A 14,015-nucleotide genomic window follows, 5' to 3' on the forward strand; every position below is an offset into this window, starting at 1 on the left:
AGATTGGATGAATGATCAAAATTATAAAACTGCCAAATCATTTTAGCTGTAAAAACTTGGCTATATTATGTGGTATTTTGTCTGATTGACGATGCAAAACCAATTGTCATTTCGACGAGCATGGGCGGGTTGTACGGTGGCGCGAGGAGAAACTATCTCTTGAGCGATAGCGAAAAATCTTATACGCGCGACTTAGCAGTTCGCTCATCGCTTGTATAAGATTTCTCCTCACTCCCATTACTCAGCCCTTCCCGTTCGTCGAAATGACATGATGTTTTTGTTTGGTGTTTGGTTACTATATAATTAATACACTATCTTAAACCCGGCCGCTTCATTAAGCCCACTCTCCCGCTGCAATTTTGCAGGGATACTGATGTCAATACCATCGGCTGCCTGTTTCCATTTAAGGCTTTGGGTACTGCCAAGCAGGGTAACTTTCTTTACCTTTTTAATATCCTTCAGTTTTACTGATACAGTAGCCGGTAAAACTACCTTTTCCTGATCGCTCAGGGCGAAGGCGTAAATGGTGTTGCTGCTTTTAGCTTTGGTATAGTATATATTACCTGTTGAATACGGTGCTACTGATTGGCTGGCATAGATTCCTTCGCCATTGATCTTCATCCACTGGCTGATCCCCTGCAAGCGTTCGTAAGCAACCGGGTCCCAGTCGCCGTCAGGGCCGGGACCAATGTTCATGAGCAGGTTGCCGCCGCGCGATACGATCTTCACCAATAACTGTACAATTTGCTGCACCGATTTATAATGATCGCCGGGAACGTAGCTCCATGAATTACCCATGGTTATACAGCTTTCCCAGGGATGATCGAGCGGCACTTCAGGTACTTCCTGCTCGGGAGTAGTGTAGTTTTCATATTTTCCGGCTACTGTACGGTCAACTACGATAAGTCCCGGTTGTTTTTGTCTGCCCATGGCGGCTATTTTAGGCATATCAATATCCTGGTCAAACTTGATACCGCGCTGCCAGTCAATAGTAGTATCAACACTGCTTTTCGGGCGTACCCATCCCCCATCCAGCCATAAAATGTCAACCTTTCCATAATCGCTCATTAATTCACCTATTTGGTTATAGGTAAAATCTTTAAACTTTTGCCAGCGCTCAGGGTATTTAGCCGGATCATAGTTTACGTTACGGTCTTTAGGCGGAAAGTATGGCCACCAGTAGTTTTCGGTATGCCAGTCGGGTTTGGAAAAATATGCGCCCACCATAAAGTTTTCTTTACGGAATGCGTTAAAGATCTCCTTAGTTACGTTACTCCTTGGGTTGGTTGAAAAAGGGGTTTTACTGCTTGTAATTTTATAATCGGTTTCTTTGGTATCAAACATGCAAAAACCGTCGTGGTGCTTGGTGGTGAAGATCACGTATTTCATACCGGCATCCTTAGCAGCCTTTACCCACTTTTCGGGATTGAATTTGGTTGGGTTAAAAGTGGTTTGCAAATTTTCATAAGCTGCCTTATAGCCATTATAGGTAGCACCATACGGACCGCGGCGTTGTGTCCAGCCTTCATCTTCGGGGCAAATGCTCCAGCTTTCAACCACGCCCCACTGGCTGTAGGTACCCCAGTGCATGAACAAACCAAACTTAAGATCCTGCCAGTTTGCTATTTTTTGCTCAACTGCGGGGTCTCCGGCAGGAACATATTGCTTTGACATATTGTGCTTTTGGGCCAACACGGCGAAACATCCAAAAACCAAAAGAAATACCGTAAATAATCGTTTCATCAAGCTATTATTTTATAAATTACTGACAATTTTATATGGTGTATTGCCTACACACTTTTTAAAATTTTTTAAAAAACATCGCAACTTACATCATAAAATTTTATTTTTCGGTTTTAATATGTTATTATTGTTACACCATTATTAAGTTTTAAATTTAGTTGATTAATTAAAAAATCGTCGGTTTGAGAGACAGAAAAGTTGATACGCTAAAATTATGGAATCTCATTTGCAACAATGATGACGAGAACGCCTTTGAGTTGATTTTCCACATCCTTAACAACTCGCTTATAAAATTTTGTGTATTATATGTACATCAACGGGAGATTGCCGAAGAGATAGTTTCAGACGTATTTGTAAAGTGTTGGCTTAACCGTAAAAACCTCACCGAAATTCAAAACCCCGAAACCTATCTGTTTGTAGCGGTAAAAAACCAATCGCTAAACCATATCAAAAAATATTCAACCATTCATCTTGTACAAATTGAAGAAACCAATTCGGTTGAATTTGTAAATACTTACAATCCTCAAAAAGAAATAGAAAACAAAGAGCTCATCTTCCGGATGGACCGGGCTATTGCGGGCCTTCCGCAACAATGCCGTATTGTTTTCAGGCTGATTAAAGAGGATGGCATGAAGTACAAGGAAGTGGCCGAAATTCTTAATATTTCGCCCCGAACAGTACAAACCCAACTTTTCAGAGCAATCAAGAAGCTTAGTGTCGTTCTGACACAATACAATAAACACAATGAAAATATGCCTAAAACCAATGCAATCAACATTTTAGGAGCTGTAATTGTGATTTTTCAATTATTTTTTTTAAACTTGTAGGTAATTAACCTAAATATTTTGTCCTATCACAAATAAGGATGCAATTTTACGATGGGCAATGATAAATTTATAGAGCTGGCGGGCAAAAAACTGTCCAATGAAATCAGCTCTGATGAAAATAACGAACTTCTGCGTTGCTTAGCTAATGATGCCTCCCTTCGTGAGCAATACGAGGCCCTTTCCGCTTACTGGAAACATAACGATGCCGAATATGCCGACAATGCCCTCGCTTTTCAAAAAATAAAATCGAAAATTAAGGCTCAGGAGGTTACCGAACCCGCAACTCCGGCAATACTTACACCCGTTAAAAAAAGCGTTACACGTTATCTTTGGCGTGCTGCCGCCGCAGTTGTTTTAATAGCAGGCTGCGCCTATATTTTTTACTCAAAACTGGCTGTTTCGGGTCATGAAATTGCGGGCACAGCCCCCAGCGCATGGCAACATAAAAATACTTTTGTTCGCGAAAAATCAACTATTGTATTAACAGACGGTACGCGTATTACGCTTAACTCACAAAGCTCATTAAAGTATCCAACAAGCTTTACAGGTAAAACCCGCGAGGTTTATTTAAGCGGCGAAGCTTTTTTTGATGTACATAAAGATCATGAACATCCGTTCATTATCCATACCGAAAAAATGAACATCAAAGTTTTGGGCACAGCTTTTAATGTAAAATCGTATCCGAATGATACATCAAGTGAAACAACCCTGATCAGGGGAGCTATTGAGGTTACACTTGATGACCGCCCGTCTGACAGGATCATTTTAAAGCCAAGTGAAAAACTGATCGTTAAAAAAGGTTCGTTTAGCACTGTTCATAAAAAGGAAAATAAACTTGCCCCCGTTACAGACAGCAGTGCGGGTACGCAATATGTTTTAACCAGCTTTACCCGGTTACACCAAGACGATAGTGCTGTTTTGGAAACTTCATGGACACAAAACAAACTCATTTTCAGAGATGAAAGCTTTGCCGACCTTGCCACCCGTATGGAACGCTGGTATGGTGTTGAGATCAAATTTAAAAATGACGGGATGAAGAAATACCGTTTTAGTGGTACTTATCAAAAAGAATCCATTACCGAGGCGCTTTATGCTTTACAACACACCGAAAACTTTCATTATAAAATTAAAAACTCAACCATTTACATTTACTGATTACCTTTCCGGAGCAACATCAGCCCCCTTTCATTCTTCCATTCTCTCCGGATATTATTTGCAATATTTATAATTGTTACATACCAATCTGGTCATTTTGTACTATTACCTGTGCTTATTATAAAATTTATGTAAATTTAGGCATCCCCAATGGATGTTGACGACAGGTTTAGGTTATCAGAATAAATGAAAATACGTTTTACGTTAATATTGTTCTTCAATTTACTGGCTATATTAACTGTATATTCCCAAACCCGCGTCACTATTAATTTAAAATCGGCCGATTTTAAAAAGGTGATATCAATTATCGAACACCAGAGTATTTATCATTTTGTTTACAGCGAAAGAAAGATCCCTATCTTAAATAAGGTTGACATAAACGTTGATAATGAAGATGTTAAAAGCATCCTGGATAAAATCCTGGCCAACTCGGGCTTTGCTTATACTGAGCTTGCCAATCACCTGATAGTGATAGCCCCTGTTGATGAAATAGTTAATGTGGTTAAAGTAACCGGTACTATTGTTGACGAAAATGGTAAGCCGCTCCCGGGAGCCACGGTTAGGGTACGGGGCTCAACCATGGGAGCGCCAACAGACCAACAAGGAGCATTTTCCTTTGAGGCGCCCGACCAATCCATATTAATTATCAGCTTCGTGGGCTATGTTACCCGGGAAGTAAAGGTGTCTGGCACAATTCCTCTTAAAGTTATCCTCTCGGTAAGTAATGTTTTAAACGAAGTTGTAGTAACCGCGCTCGGCATAAGAAAGGAAGAGAAAAAGGTTGGTTATTCGGTAACCACGATAGGCGGCGAAGTACTTGATAAAGCCAAAGAATCAAACGTGGCATACTCCCTGGAAGGCCGCATAGCCGGTTTAAGTATTAGTGGTGTAAATGGCGGGCCCGCATCGTCGGCGCGCATCCTGCTCAGGGGTGTTACCAGTTTTGGTGCAAGCGCCCCGCTTTTTATCATCAACGGTGTGCCCATTGATAATACGCAACGCGGTGCGGCCAATGAATGGGGCGGCGCTGATTTTGGCGATGGTATAAGTAACATTAACCCTGATGATGTTGAGAGCATGACTGTACTGAAAGGACAGGCTGCATCGGCATTATACGGGGCAAGGGCAGCCAACGGTGTAATTTTAATTACCACCAAAACCAGTAAAAAAAACTCGGGGTTTGGGGTTGAGTTTAACACCAACTATCAAACCGATAAGGCTATTAATACTTTTGATTATCAAACAGTTTACGGGCAGGGTTTATATGGCATAAGACCGGCAACTGTAAATAATGCTATAACATCTGGAAATTTTGGCTGGGGCGAAAAGCTGGATGGTAAACCAACCATACAATTTGATGGCAAGTATTATCCTTACTCGGCAGTTACTGATAATATAGATAAATTTTACCGCCGGGGTTATACCTACACCAATACAGTAGCTTTTAACGGCGGTAACGAAACAGGTGCCTTCCGCCTGTCTGTTTCCGACCTCAGGAATGGCTCCATCATTCGCAACAGCGGCCTAAACCGCAAAACGGTAAACTTAACCGCAACCCAGGGAATTAGCGATAAATTTAACGTAAATGTTATTGCTAATTATATCGATGAGTCATCAAACCTGAAACCAAACCTGAGCGACGGCCCGCTTAATGCCAACAACATCCAGTATCTTGCTGCCAACGAAAACCAGGCCGCCCTTGCCCCGGGATATGATTCAAACGGCAACGAGCTGCGGTGGACAGGTGATACATTTGTGACTAATCCTTATTTTGCGGTTAATAAATTCATCAACAACATAAGCCGGAACCGTCTCATATCGGCCATAACTGCCCGCTACAATGTTAAAGACTGGCTGTATGCCCAGGCGCGCTTAGGCGATGACGTACTATACGATAAACGCTTAACCATTACCCCTACCGGCACGGCCTATTCACCCGGGGGCGCAGGTTCCATGGATGAACAATCATCTACAGAGCGCTCTGAACTAAATGCCGACATATTGATAGGTGCCAAACACGATATCATAAAAAAACTGCTCAGCTTTGACTTATCTGCAGGAGCCAATCTTCGTAAAAACAGCTATGACTTTACACGTCTTTTCGGAGGCCCGTTCATTGTACCTGATTTTTATAGCTATACTAACCTCACTACAAAAAATAGCACCTACGATTACAAAAGCTCCGAAACCCATTCAACTTATTATTCGGTCGATTTTTCGTTAAAGGACTTTCTTACTTTAACCACTACCGGCCGTTACGATACTTACTCAACCCTTCCGGTCGACAACCGCAGTATTTTTACGCCATCGGTATCGGCAAGTATCCTGTTTTCGGATCTTGTACACATCCCCGGGCTTGATTTTGGAAAAATCCGCTTATCATATGCCCAAACCAGCGGCGAGCCTACCGATGTATATATCACATCCCAGTATTATACCATCAATAATCCTGTAAACGGGGTACCTGCCGGGGGCTTTAGCGATAGTTTACCTAACCTTTTTTTAAAGCCATACACCCTTACAGAAATGGAGATTGGTACCGATCTGAAATTTTTAAACGGCCGACTGGGGATTGATGTAGCGTATTTTCATCGTAAAACCAGGAACGAGATCATTAAAGGCGATCTTGACCTGGCAACTGGCTTTGCCCGGCGGTTTATACCAACAGGCTCTACCCAAAACAACGGTATCGAAGTTGAGTTAAACGGTACGCCTTTTAAAACCGCCAATTTTAGCTGGTCGCCCTCATTCAATTTCACTTATGTACAAAACAAGATCCTCCAAACAGACGGCACCCCCGAATCGGCCAATATAAGCTTTGGTACATACCGACCGCTCAATGCAGCCACAGCATTAGTTAAAGGTTTGCCCGGCCCGCAAATTATGGCTAATGATTACCTCCGAAATGATAAAGGACAAATCATTTTTGATGGCAATGGATTGCCCATGGCCGGTCCGCGGATACCAATGGGCAGCGCAGTACCTAATATTTACGGCGGGTTCAATAATAACTTTACCTATAAAAAACTCAGCCTGTCGTTTTTGATCGATTACCGGTTTGGGAACAAAATACTTTCGGCCACAAATTATAACAGCATTTACAGGGGCTTCAATAAGCTTACCCTGCCGGGGAGGGAAACCGGTGTTGTTGGCGATGGTGTAAATACCAACGGTAATAAAAATACGGTTGTTGTGCCGGCACAAACCTATTACCAGGCGCTTGCACAAAATGTTTCTGCATTAAATGTTTTGGATGGCAGGTTTATTAAATTGCGGCAGGTTACTTTTGGATATACATTTTCAAAAGGATTTCTTGACAAGACACCATTTGAAGCTATAACTTTTTCACTGGTAGGCCGAAACTTGTGGACCATCATGAAACGATCAGACAATATCGATCCTGAATCGGGCTTTTCGCCAGATATAAAATATGCGGGAATTGAGGGGGCAAGCCTTCCGCCAACCCATACTTACGGAATAAATATTAACTTTAAACTCAAAAAATAAATCATCTAAAAATGGCTTCCACCATAAAACACAAGTTCCTCTGCTGTTTGGTAATGCTTGCCGCGTTACTAAAGTTTTCTACCGTAAACGCACAGACCCCTTTTTACAAAGATGCTTCGCAATCGATTGATTTACGCGTAAAGGATCTTATTTCTAAATTAACCATTGAAGAAAAGATCTCCTTATTAGGTTACCGCAGCCAGGCTGTACCCCGTTTAGGCATCCCGGCATATAATTGGTGGAACGAGGCCTTACACGGTGTAGCCCGTGCCGGCGAGGCAACCATATTCCCTCAGGCCATTGGCATGTCGGCTACATTTAATGAGGACCTGTTAAAGCAGGTATCAACAGCCATATCAACCGAAGCCCGTGCAAAATATAACCTGGCTATTGCACAGGACAGGCACCTGCAATATATGGGCCTCACCTTTTGGACACCCAACATCAACATTTTCCGTGACCCGCGCTGGGGACGCGGACAGGAAACTTACGGCGAAGACCCATTTTTGACCGGCCGCATGGGCTCGGCCTTTGTTAAAGGCTTACAGGGCGATGATCCTAAATATCTGAAAGCATCGGCCACAGCCAAACACTTTGCCGTACACAGCGGCCCGGAAGCTACCCGCGATAAATTTGACGCTAAGGTTGATGAAAAAGACCTTCGCGAAACCTATTTGTATGCTTTTCATGAACTGGTTAAAAACCACGTTGAATCGGTAATGAGTGCCTACAACCGCGTTAACGGCGTACCAAACTCCATCAATAAAATGCTGCTTACCGATATTCTGCGGAAAGAATGGGGCTTTAACGGCCACGTGGTTACCGATTGCGGCGCTTTGGATGATGTTTACCTTACCCACAAAACCCTGCCAACCGCAGTTGAAGTAGCTGCAGCAGCCATCAAGGCCGGTGTTGACCTGGATTGTTCATCCATTTTACAAAACGACGGTATCAAAGCCATTAAACAAGGCCTGCTTACCGAAAAAGATGTTGACCAGGCCCTGAGCGCTATTTTACGCACCGAATTTAAACTGGGTTTTTATGATGATCCGGCCGCTAATCCATATCATGGGTACGGTGCCGATAGTGTTCACAACAATCAGCATTTGGCATTGGCCCGTAAAGTGGCACAGCAAAGTATGATATTATTAAAGAACAATAACAATGTTTTACCATTCAAAAAAAGTAACTTATCAAGTATCATGGTGGTTGGGCCAAACGCGGCCTCGCTTGATGCCATGATAGCCAATTACCACGGTACCAGCAGCAAGGTGGTCAACTTTGTTGAAGGCATTACCGGCGCGGTTGATAAAGCTACCCGTGTGGAGTATGACCTGGGCTGCGACTACAAAGATACCACCCATTTTGGCGGCACATGGGCTGCAGGTAATGCCGATGCCACCATCGCAGTGATAGGCCTTTCCCCAGTTTTGGAAGGTGAAGCCGGTGATGCGTTCCTGGCCGAAAGCGGAGGCGATAAAAAGACCCTGAGCCTGCCTGCCAGTGAAATTGCCTTTATGAAAGAATTGCGTAAAAGCGTAAAGAACAAGCCGATTGTAGCTGTAATTACCGCAGGCAGCGATGTTGATGTATCAGCCATTGAGCCTTATGCTGATGCCATCATATTTGCCTGGTACCCCGGCGAACAGGGCGGTAACGCATTAGCTGATATTATTTTCGGCGATGTATCACCCTCTGGCCACCTGCCGCTTACTTTTTATAAAGATATGAGCGATTTACCTGATTACAGCGATTACAATATGAAAGGCCGCACTTATCGCTACTATACCGGTCCGGTGCAATATCCATTTGGCTTTGGCTTAAGTTATACATCGTTTAACTATACGCTTGGCAGTAAATTAAAAGCTGCATATAAAAAAGCTGATACCGTTTCAGTAACCGTAAACGTTAAAAACACCGGCAAATTTAACGGCGATGAGGTAGTGCAGGCCTATATCAAATATCCAAATATCGACAGGATGCCGGTTAAAGAGTTAAAAAGCTTTAAACGCATCAGCCTGGAGCAGGACAAAGAAGGCTCGGTTACATTAAAGATCCCTGTTCAGGATTTGCAGAAATGGGACCTTGCCACGCACAAGTGGAAGCTTTATCCCGGCAGTTATAAACTGGTACTGGGCAGCAGCTCGCAGGATGAAAAGCTGACAGCTGATTTTAAGGTAACTAATTAACAAGCTGTTCAAAAGCGTCTTTAAAGAAATAGTAATATAAAAGCGTCCTTGCGAGGCACGAAGACAACCGACTGTAGGGAGCTCATTAATACCTATAAAAATCAAATTATAATTATTAATAATCCCCTATTAGCAGGTCCGCCCTGTATAGTTTGGGATTGCTTCGTGCCTCGCAATGACGTTTTTTTTGTAAGGTATGACTATTTATTTCATAATAAAGCCTTCAAATCCTTTCCTATCCTGCTTTTATCGGCCGGGGTCTTTGCCAGTTTTAAGGCGGTTTGCAAATGCAATGCAGCCTGTTCATTATCTACCCCGGTGTACAGGTAGCCCAGCAAAACATGGTACAGGTGATTTGTATCCAGCTTCAACTTTTCGGCCTCAACAATGGCTTTCTCCTTCCCTCTTACCTTTGCTAAGGCATAAGCCCGGTTCAATGCCGCTGCCGGCGAATAAGCAGCAATAAGCAACCTGTTATATAGCATCAATATATTTTCCCATTTTTCGGGGGTATCCGTTTTAACGGTATGCCAATAGGCTATAGCTGCCTCAATATGATATTTTCCTGCTTCGTTTCCTTTAGATGCAAGGTTTAAATAGTGCTTTCCTTTTGCTATCAGCTCGTCATTCCAAAGCATTCTGTCCTGGTCATCGTAACGGATCATTTCGCCGTTGTCATCTATCCGGGCATCAAACCGCGAGGCATGAAAACACATCAGTGATAATAAAGCGTTCACCTCTGGTAAGTTGGTTTGTTTATTTTCTATCAGAAGATAGTTAAGCCGCATAGCCTCTAAACAAAGGTCTTTCCGCAATGTGGCGCTTTGGCAACTGGAATAATAACCCTCATTAAACAGCAGGTACAAAGTTTTCAATACGATGCCCAGCCGGTTAACAATATCGGCCGGTGCCGGGAAAACGATCATCACTTTTTGCTCCCGCAGTTTTTCCTTAGCCCTGAACAGGCGTTTATTAATGGTTTCTTTATTTGATAAAAATGCTTCCGCAATTTCATCAATCCCAAAACCGCAAAGAATCCGTAATGCCAGGCCAATCTGCGCCTCGGCCGGGAGAGTGGGATGGCAAATGGCAAACATCATTTGCAACTGGCTGTCGCTGATGTTTTGATCGGAAAGGTCGATCTCCGCCTCGTAATTATCTTCAGCAACAAATCCTTCTGCTACTTTTTGATTAAACCTTGCGCCACGCCTTACATAATCAGTTGCTTTGTTGCGGGCCACGGTATATAACCAGGCTTTAGGGTTATCGGGCAGGCCCCTGATGCCCCATGTTTCGGCAGCTGTGAGGAACGTATCACTGGCAATATCTTCCGCGGCTTCCATATATTCAAAGCCGAAATAATGGCATAGCACCGCTATGATTTTCTGGTACTCGGAGCGGAATAAATGTGGTAAAAGCTGATCTTGCTGCATAAAACAAGCAGCCTCCCTTATATGGGAGGCTGCAAAATCATTTATACTTCCATCGGAATAATAGGGCGCACTTCAACACTGCCCCCTACCGATAATATCGGGCAGCCTTTTGATAACTCGGTGGCTTCCTCCAGCGATGGCGCTTTGATAATAGTGTAACCGCCTATTGCCTCTTTAACTTCAACATAAGGGCCGTCAGTTACCACATTGTCGGGTTTTATTACGCTGCCGGTTGTATCCAGCCTGTTACCAACGGCAACCAGTTTGTTTTGCGCAGCAATGCCGCCAATCCATTCGCGCCAGTAATTCATCATGGTTTGCATCTGCTCGGGCGACCGTTGTGCCGCGCTGGCTTCTACATCTCTTCTGAAAATCAATAAGAACTCGTTCATGTTTTTTGAATTTAATGGTTAAAAACCAAAAGACGATCAGCTTGGGTTGAATTGGACAAGCGTGTGATTTTTTTTTCAAATTACTCAGAAAAACTTAATCGGCATAACAAATATTTGCCTCCCGCAATGCATAACCTTACATAATACTTATAAATGGAGGTTGATATGCTTTTGTTATTTCACGTACTTTGATGATACACTAATACTACCAAACCATGAAATACAGGAAATTAGGAAACACCGGAGTTGAACTCTCGGCCATTGGATTGGGCTGCATGGGTATGAACCATGCTTACGGCCAGCCGGATGATGACGAATCAATAGCAACCCTTGAAAAATCAATAGAAATAGGTATTAACTTTTGGGACACAGCCGATGTTTACGCCAATGGCCGTAATGAAGAACTGGTATCAAAAGTATTGGTACCTAACCGCGATAAGATCTTTATTGCTACCAAATTTGGTTTCAGGGCCGGTGCTGATGGCAGGCTTACCGAATTTGACGGCTCACCGGCTTATATTAAAACAGCTGTTGAGCAAAGTTTGAAACGCTTAAAAACAGATGTGATAGACCTGTACTACGCCCACCGTATTGACCCGAACGTACCCGTTGAAGATATGGTTGGTGCCATGGCCGATTTGGTAAAAGAAGGTAAAGTAAAATACCTTGGCTTATCTGAAGCTTCCGTCAACTCTGTTCGCCGCGCGCATGCAGTACATCCTATCAGCGCTTTGCAAAGCGAATATTCATTATTAACCCGCGATGTTGAGGCTGAGATCCTGCCTGTTTGCAAAGAGTTGGGTATTTCCTTTGTTCCTTTTAGTCCGCTGGTGCGTGGCCTGGTGACTAATGCATTGGATGTAACCAAACTGGCTGATAATGATTTCAGGAAAAGTCTTCCCCGTTACCAGGGTGCCAATGCCGAAAATAATATGGGCCTGGCCCAGGAGTTTGCGCAGCTTGCCGCTCAAAAACAATGTACACCTGCCCAATTGGCGCTTGCATGGGTATTAGCACAGGGTGATAACATCATTCCTATCCCCGGTACAAAAAGAAGAAAATACCTGCTGGATAATGCAGGCTCAGTTGATGTGGAATTAACAGCGACTGATCTTCAGGACATTGAAACTATTTTAGCCAAATACCCTGATACCGGCGACAGGTACAATGAGGCTAATTATAAATTCGTTGATAAAAATTAACAACAACCATATCACGCAAAGACGTTAATCTGCAACCCGAATAAACTTTGCGGCTTAGCGCCTTTGCGTGAAATAATATATCCTCATGGCTTACAATGAACAAATGGCCGATCGCATCCGTGAAGCATTGATGGATCTGCCCGTAGTGGAAGAAAAGAAAATGTTCCAGGGCGTTTGCTTTATGGTGGATGATAAACTGTGCGTTTGCGTGCGCCAAAATGATATTCTGTGCCGCATTGGCGAACAACAGGCACAACTTGAACTTGAGAAAGGCAATTGCAATCAAATGGTAAGTGGTGACCGGGTAATGAAAGGCTATGTATATGTTGAGGATTTCAACTTACAAACCAGCAAAGATTTAAACTATTGGATTAACCTGTGCCTTGAGTTTAATCCGCTTGCCGAGGCTTCTAAAAAGAGAAAAAGTAAAAATTGATTGGAATAACCGTCATTGCGAGGTACGAAGCAATCCCCTATAAGCAGGTCCGCCCTGTATAGTTTGGGATTGCTTCGTACCTCGCAATGACGCTTTTTTGTTTTTAATATATTTAAGAGTTACACTTTTTTAAGACTTCACCATTTTATAATGCTTAATCCCTGCTTCTTCAAACTCCGGCCCTGATGTTTCAAATCCCAGTTTTTCATAAAAAGGCACAGCATGGGTTTGCGAATTAAGATAAATATAACCGGCACCGGCAGGCAAATCTGTTAACACCGCTTTCACCAGTTCCCCTCCTACACCATATCCCCTAAAAGTTTTCAATACGGCAAAGCGCTCAAGTTTATAACCATTATCGGTTTTACGCCAACGACAGGCTCCGGCAGGTTCGTCATCAACGGTAGCTAAAAAATGATGTGATACGTCTTCGTTCTCATACTCCAGCTCGGGTGGGCAATTTTGTTCAACAACAAATACTTCGCGCCTTATGGCATGTACTATATCAAGTTCTGCTTGTTCCGTTGCTTTTTTTACTATGATTTTTGCGGGCATTGATGTAATGCGGTTTTGTTTTAAAATTGTTAAGCTTGGTAGTATGATTTTCCCTTGCCGCATCTATAGAGTGCGTACAGGTGATATCGTCCTCTTCTTCGGCAAGCTCAGACAGTTCAACATAAAACTTATGCAGCTGGTCAAGCTCTTTTTCGGTAATATCCTCAATATCAACCATCCGGTTGCTTGCCCCCTGGTGCGATGCAAGCAGCTCATTAAGTTTCAAATGTATTGCTTTTGAATCTTTGTTTTGCGATTTCTGGATCAAAAAAACCATCAGGAAGGTAACTATGGTAGTACCCGTATTAATAACCAGCTGCCAGGTATCCGAATAATGGAACAAAGGCCCGGTTATACCCCAAACAATGATAACGCCAAAAGCCGTGATAAATGCGCCCGAGCTTCCGGTAGCTATGGTTGCCCAATTAGCAAAGCGCTCAAATAAATTCTTTTTCTTGTTGGTATTTGTAACCATGGTAGCAGATTTTTAATTTTTGTGGGAGGATAGCCTGCTGCCTGTAAACAACAAAGCGCCTGTACAACAAATGTACAGACGCTTTGTTAGTTTTTGATGAA

The 14,015-nt window shown here is 43.0% G+C and carries 11 protein-coding genes; 6 read left to right on the plus strand and 5 right to left on the minus strand.

What is annotated here, in order from left to right; all coding sequences use genetic code 11:
• Positions 1 to 303: 303 nt before the first annotated feature.
• Positions 304 to 1,674, minus strand: coding sequence for an alpha-L-fucosidase (locus ACFFGT_RS09020; RefSeq protein ID WP_446686297.1), 1,371 nt, complete (start codon positions 1,672 to 1,674; stop codon positions 304 to 306).
• A 251-nt stretch (positions 1,675 to 1,925) separates the two neighbouring features.
• On the opposite strand from ACFFGT_RS09020, the gene ACFFGT_RS09025 reads away from it, so the two are divergent.
• The 4 genes from ACFFGT_RS09025 to ACFFGT_RS09040 all read left to right on the plus strand — a co-directional run bounded on the left by ACFFGT_RS09025 (position 1,926) and on the right by ACFFGT_RS09040 (position 9,421).
• Positions 1,926 to 2,570 carry an RNA polymerase sigma-70 factor gene (locus tag ACFFGT_RS09025; protein WP_377022195.1) on the plus strand — a complete coding sequence of 215 codons (645 nt, stop codon included), beginning with the start codon at positions 1,926 to 1,928 and terminating at the stop codon, positions 2,568 to 2,570.
• Positions 2,571 to 2,621: 51 nt separating this feature from the next.
• On the plus strand, positions 2,622 to 3,725 hold the full coding sequence (locus ACFFGT_RS09030) for a FecR family protein (protein WP_377022196.1): 1,104 nt from the start codon (positions 2,622 to 2,624) through the stop codon (positions 3,723 to 3,725).
• Positions 3,726 to 3,911: 186 nt separating this feature from the next.
• Positions 3,912 to 7,232, plus strand: coding sequence for a SusC/RagA family TonB-linked outer membrane protein (locus ACFFGT_RS09035; RefSeq protein WP_377022197.1), 3,321 nt, complete (start codon positions 3,912 to 3,914; stop codon positions 7,230 to 7,232).
• An 11-nt stretch (positions 7,233 to 7,243) separates the two neighbouring features.
• Entirely contained in the window at positions 7,244 to 9,421 is a 2,178-nt protein-coding gene (locus ACFFGT_RS09040; protein ID WP_377022198.1) for a glycoside hydrolase family 3 protein, read from the plus strand.
• 209 nt (positions 9,422 to 9,630) lie between these two features.
• Here the strand turns inward: ACFFGT_RS09040 and ACFFGT_RS09045 are convergent, their stop codons facing one another.
• A complete protein-coding gene (locus tag ACFFGT_RS09045) occupies positions 9,631 to 10,854 on the minus strand; it encodes an RNA polymerase sigma factor (protein ID WP_377022199.1) in 1,224 nt (407 codons plus the stop codon).
• A gap of 41 nt (positions 10,855 to 10,895) precedes the next feature.
• Positions 10,896 to 11,246 (minus strand): YciI family protein, encoded by a 351-nt coding sequence (locus tag ACFFGT_RS09050; RefSeq protein WP_377022200.1) that lies wholly within the window; start codon positions 11,244 to 11,246, stop codon positions 10,896 to 10,898.
• A 215-nt stretch (positions 11,247 to 11,461) separates the two neighbouring features.
• Between ACFFGT_RS09050 and ACFFGT_RS09055 the strand changes: the two genes are divergently transcribed.
• Both ACFFGT_RS09055 and ACFFGT_RS09060 read left to right on the plus strand, forming a co-directional pair.
• Entirely contained in the window at positions 11,462 to 12,448 is a 987-nt protein-coding gene (locus tag ACFFGT_RS09055) for an aldo/keto reductase (RefSeq protein WP_377022201.1), read from the plus strand.
• A gap of 85 nt (positions 12,449 to 12,533) precedes the next feature.
• A complete protein-coding gene (locus tag ACFFGT_RS09060) occupies positions 12,534 to 12,884 on the plus strand; it encodes a TfoX/Sxy family protein (RefSeq protein WP_377022202.1) in 351 nt (116 codons plus the stop codon).
• A 129-nt stretch (positions 12,885 to 13,013) separates the two neighbouring features.
• Here ACFFGT_RS09060 and ACFFGT_RS09065 read toward each other — a convergent pair whose 3' ends face one another.
• Both ACFFGT_RS09065 and ACFFGT_RS09070 read right to left on the minus strand, forming a co-directional pair.
• Positions 13,014 to 13,439: a GNAT family N-acetyltransferase gene (locus tag ACFFGT_RS09065; RefSeq protein ID WP_377022203.1), complete on the minus strand. Its 426-nt coding sequence runs from the start codon at positions 13,437 to 13,439 to the stop codon at positions 13,014 to 13,016.
• Positions 13,390 to 13,914, minus strand: coding sequence for a low affinity iron permease family protein (locus ACFFGT_RS09070; protein WP_377022204.1), 525 nt, complete (start codon positions 13,912 to 13,914; stop codon positions 13,390 to 13,392). The genes ACFFGT_RS09065 and ACFFGT_RS09070 overlap by 50 nt, the downstream gene beginning before the upstream one ends.
• Positions 13,915 to 14,015: the final 101 nt, after the last annotated feature.

The sequence above is a fragment of the Mucilaginibacter angelicae genome (assembly GCF_042434235.1).
GTDB lineage: Bacteria > Bacteroidota > Bacteroidia > Sphingobacteriales > Sphingobacteriaceae > Mucilaginibacter > Mucilaginibacter angelicae.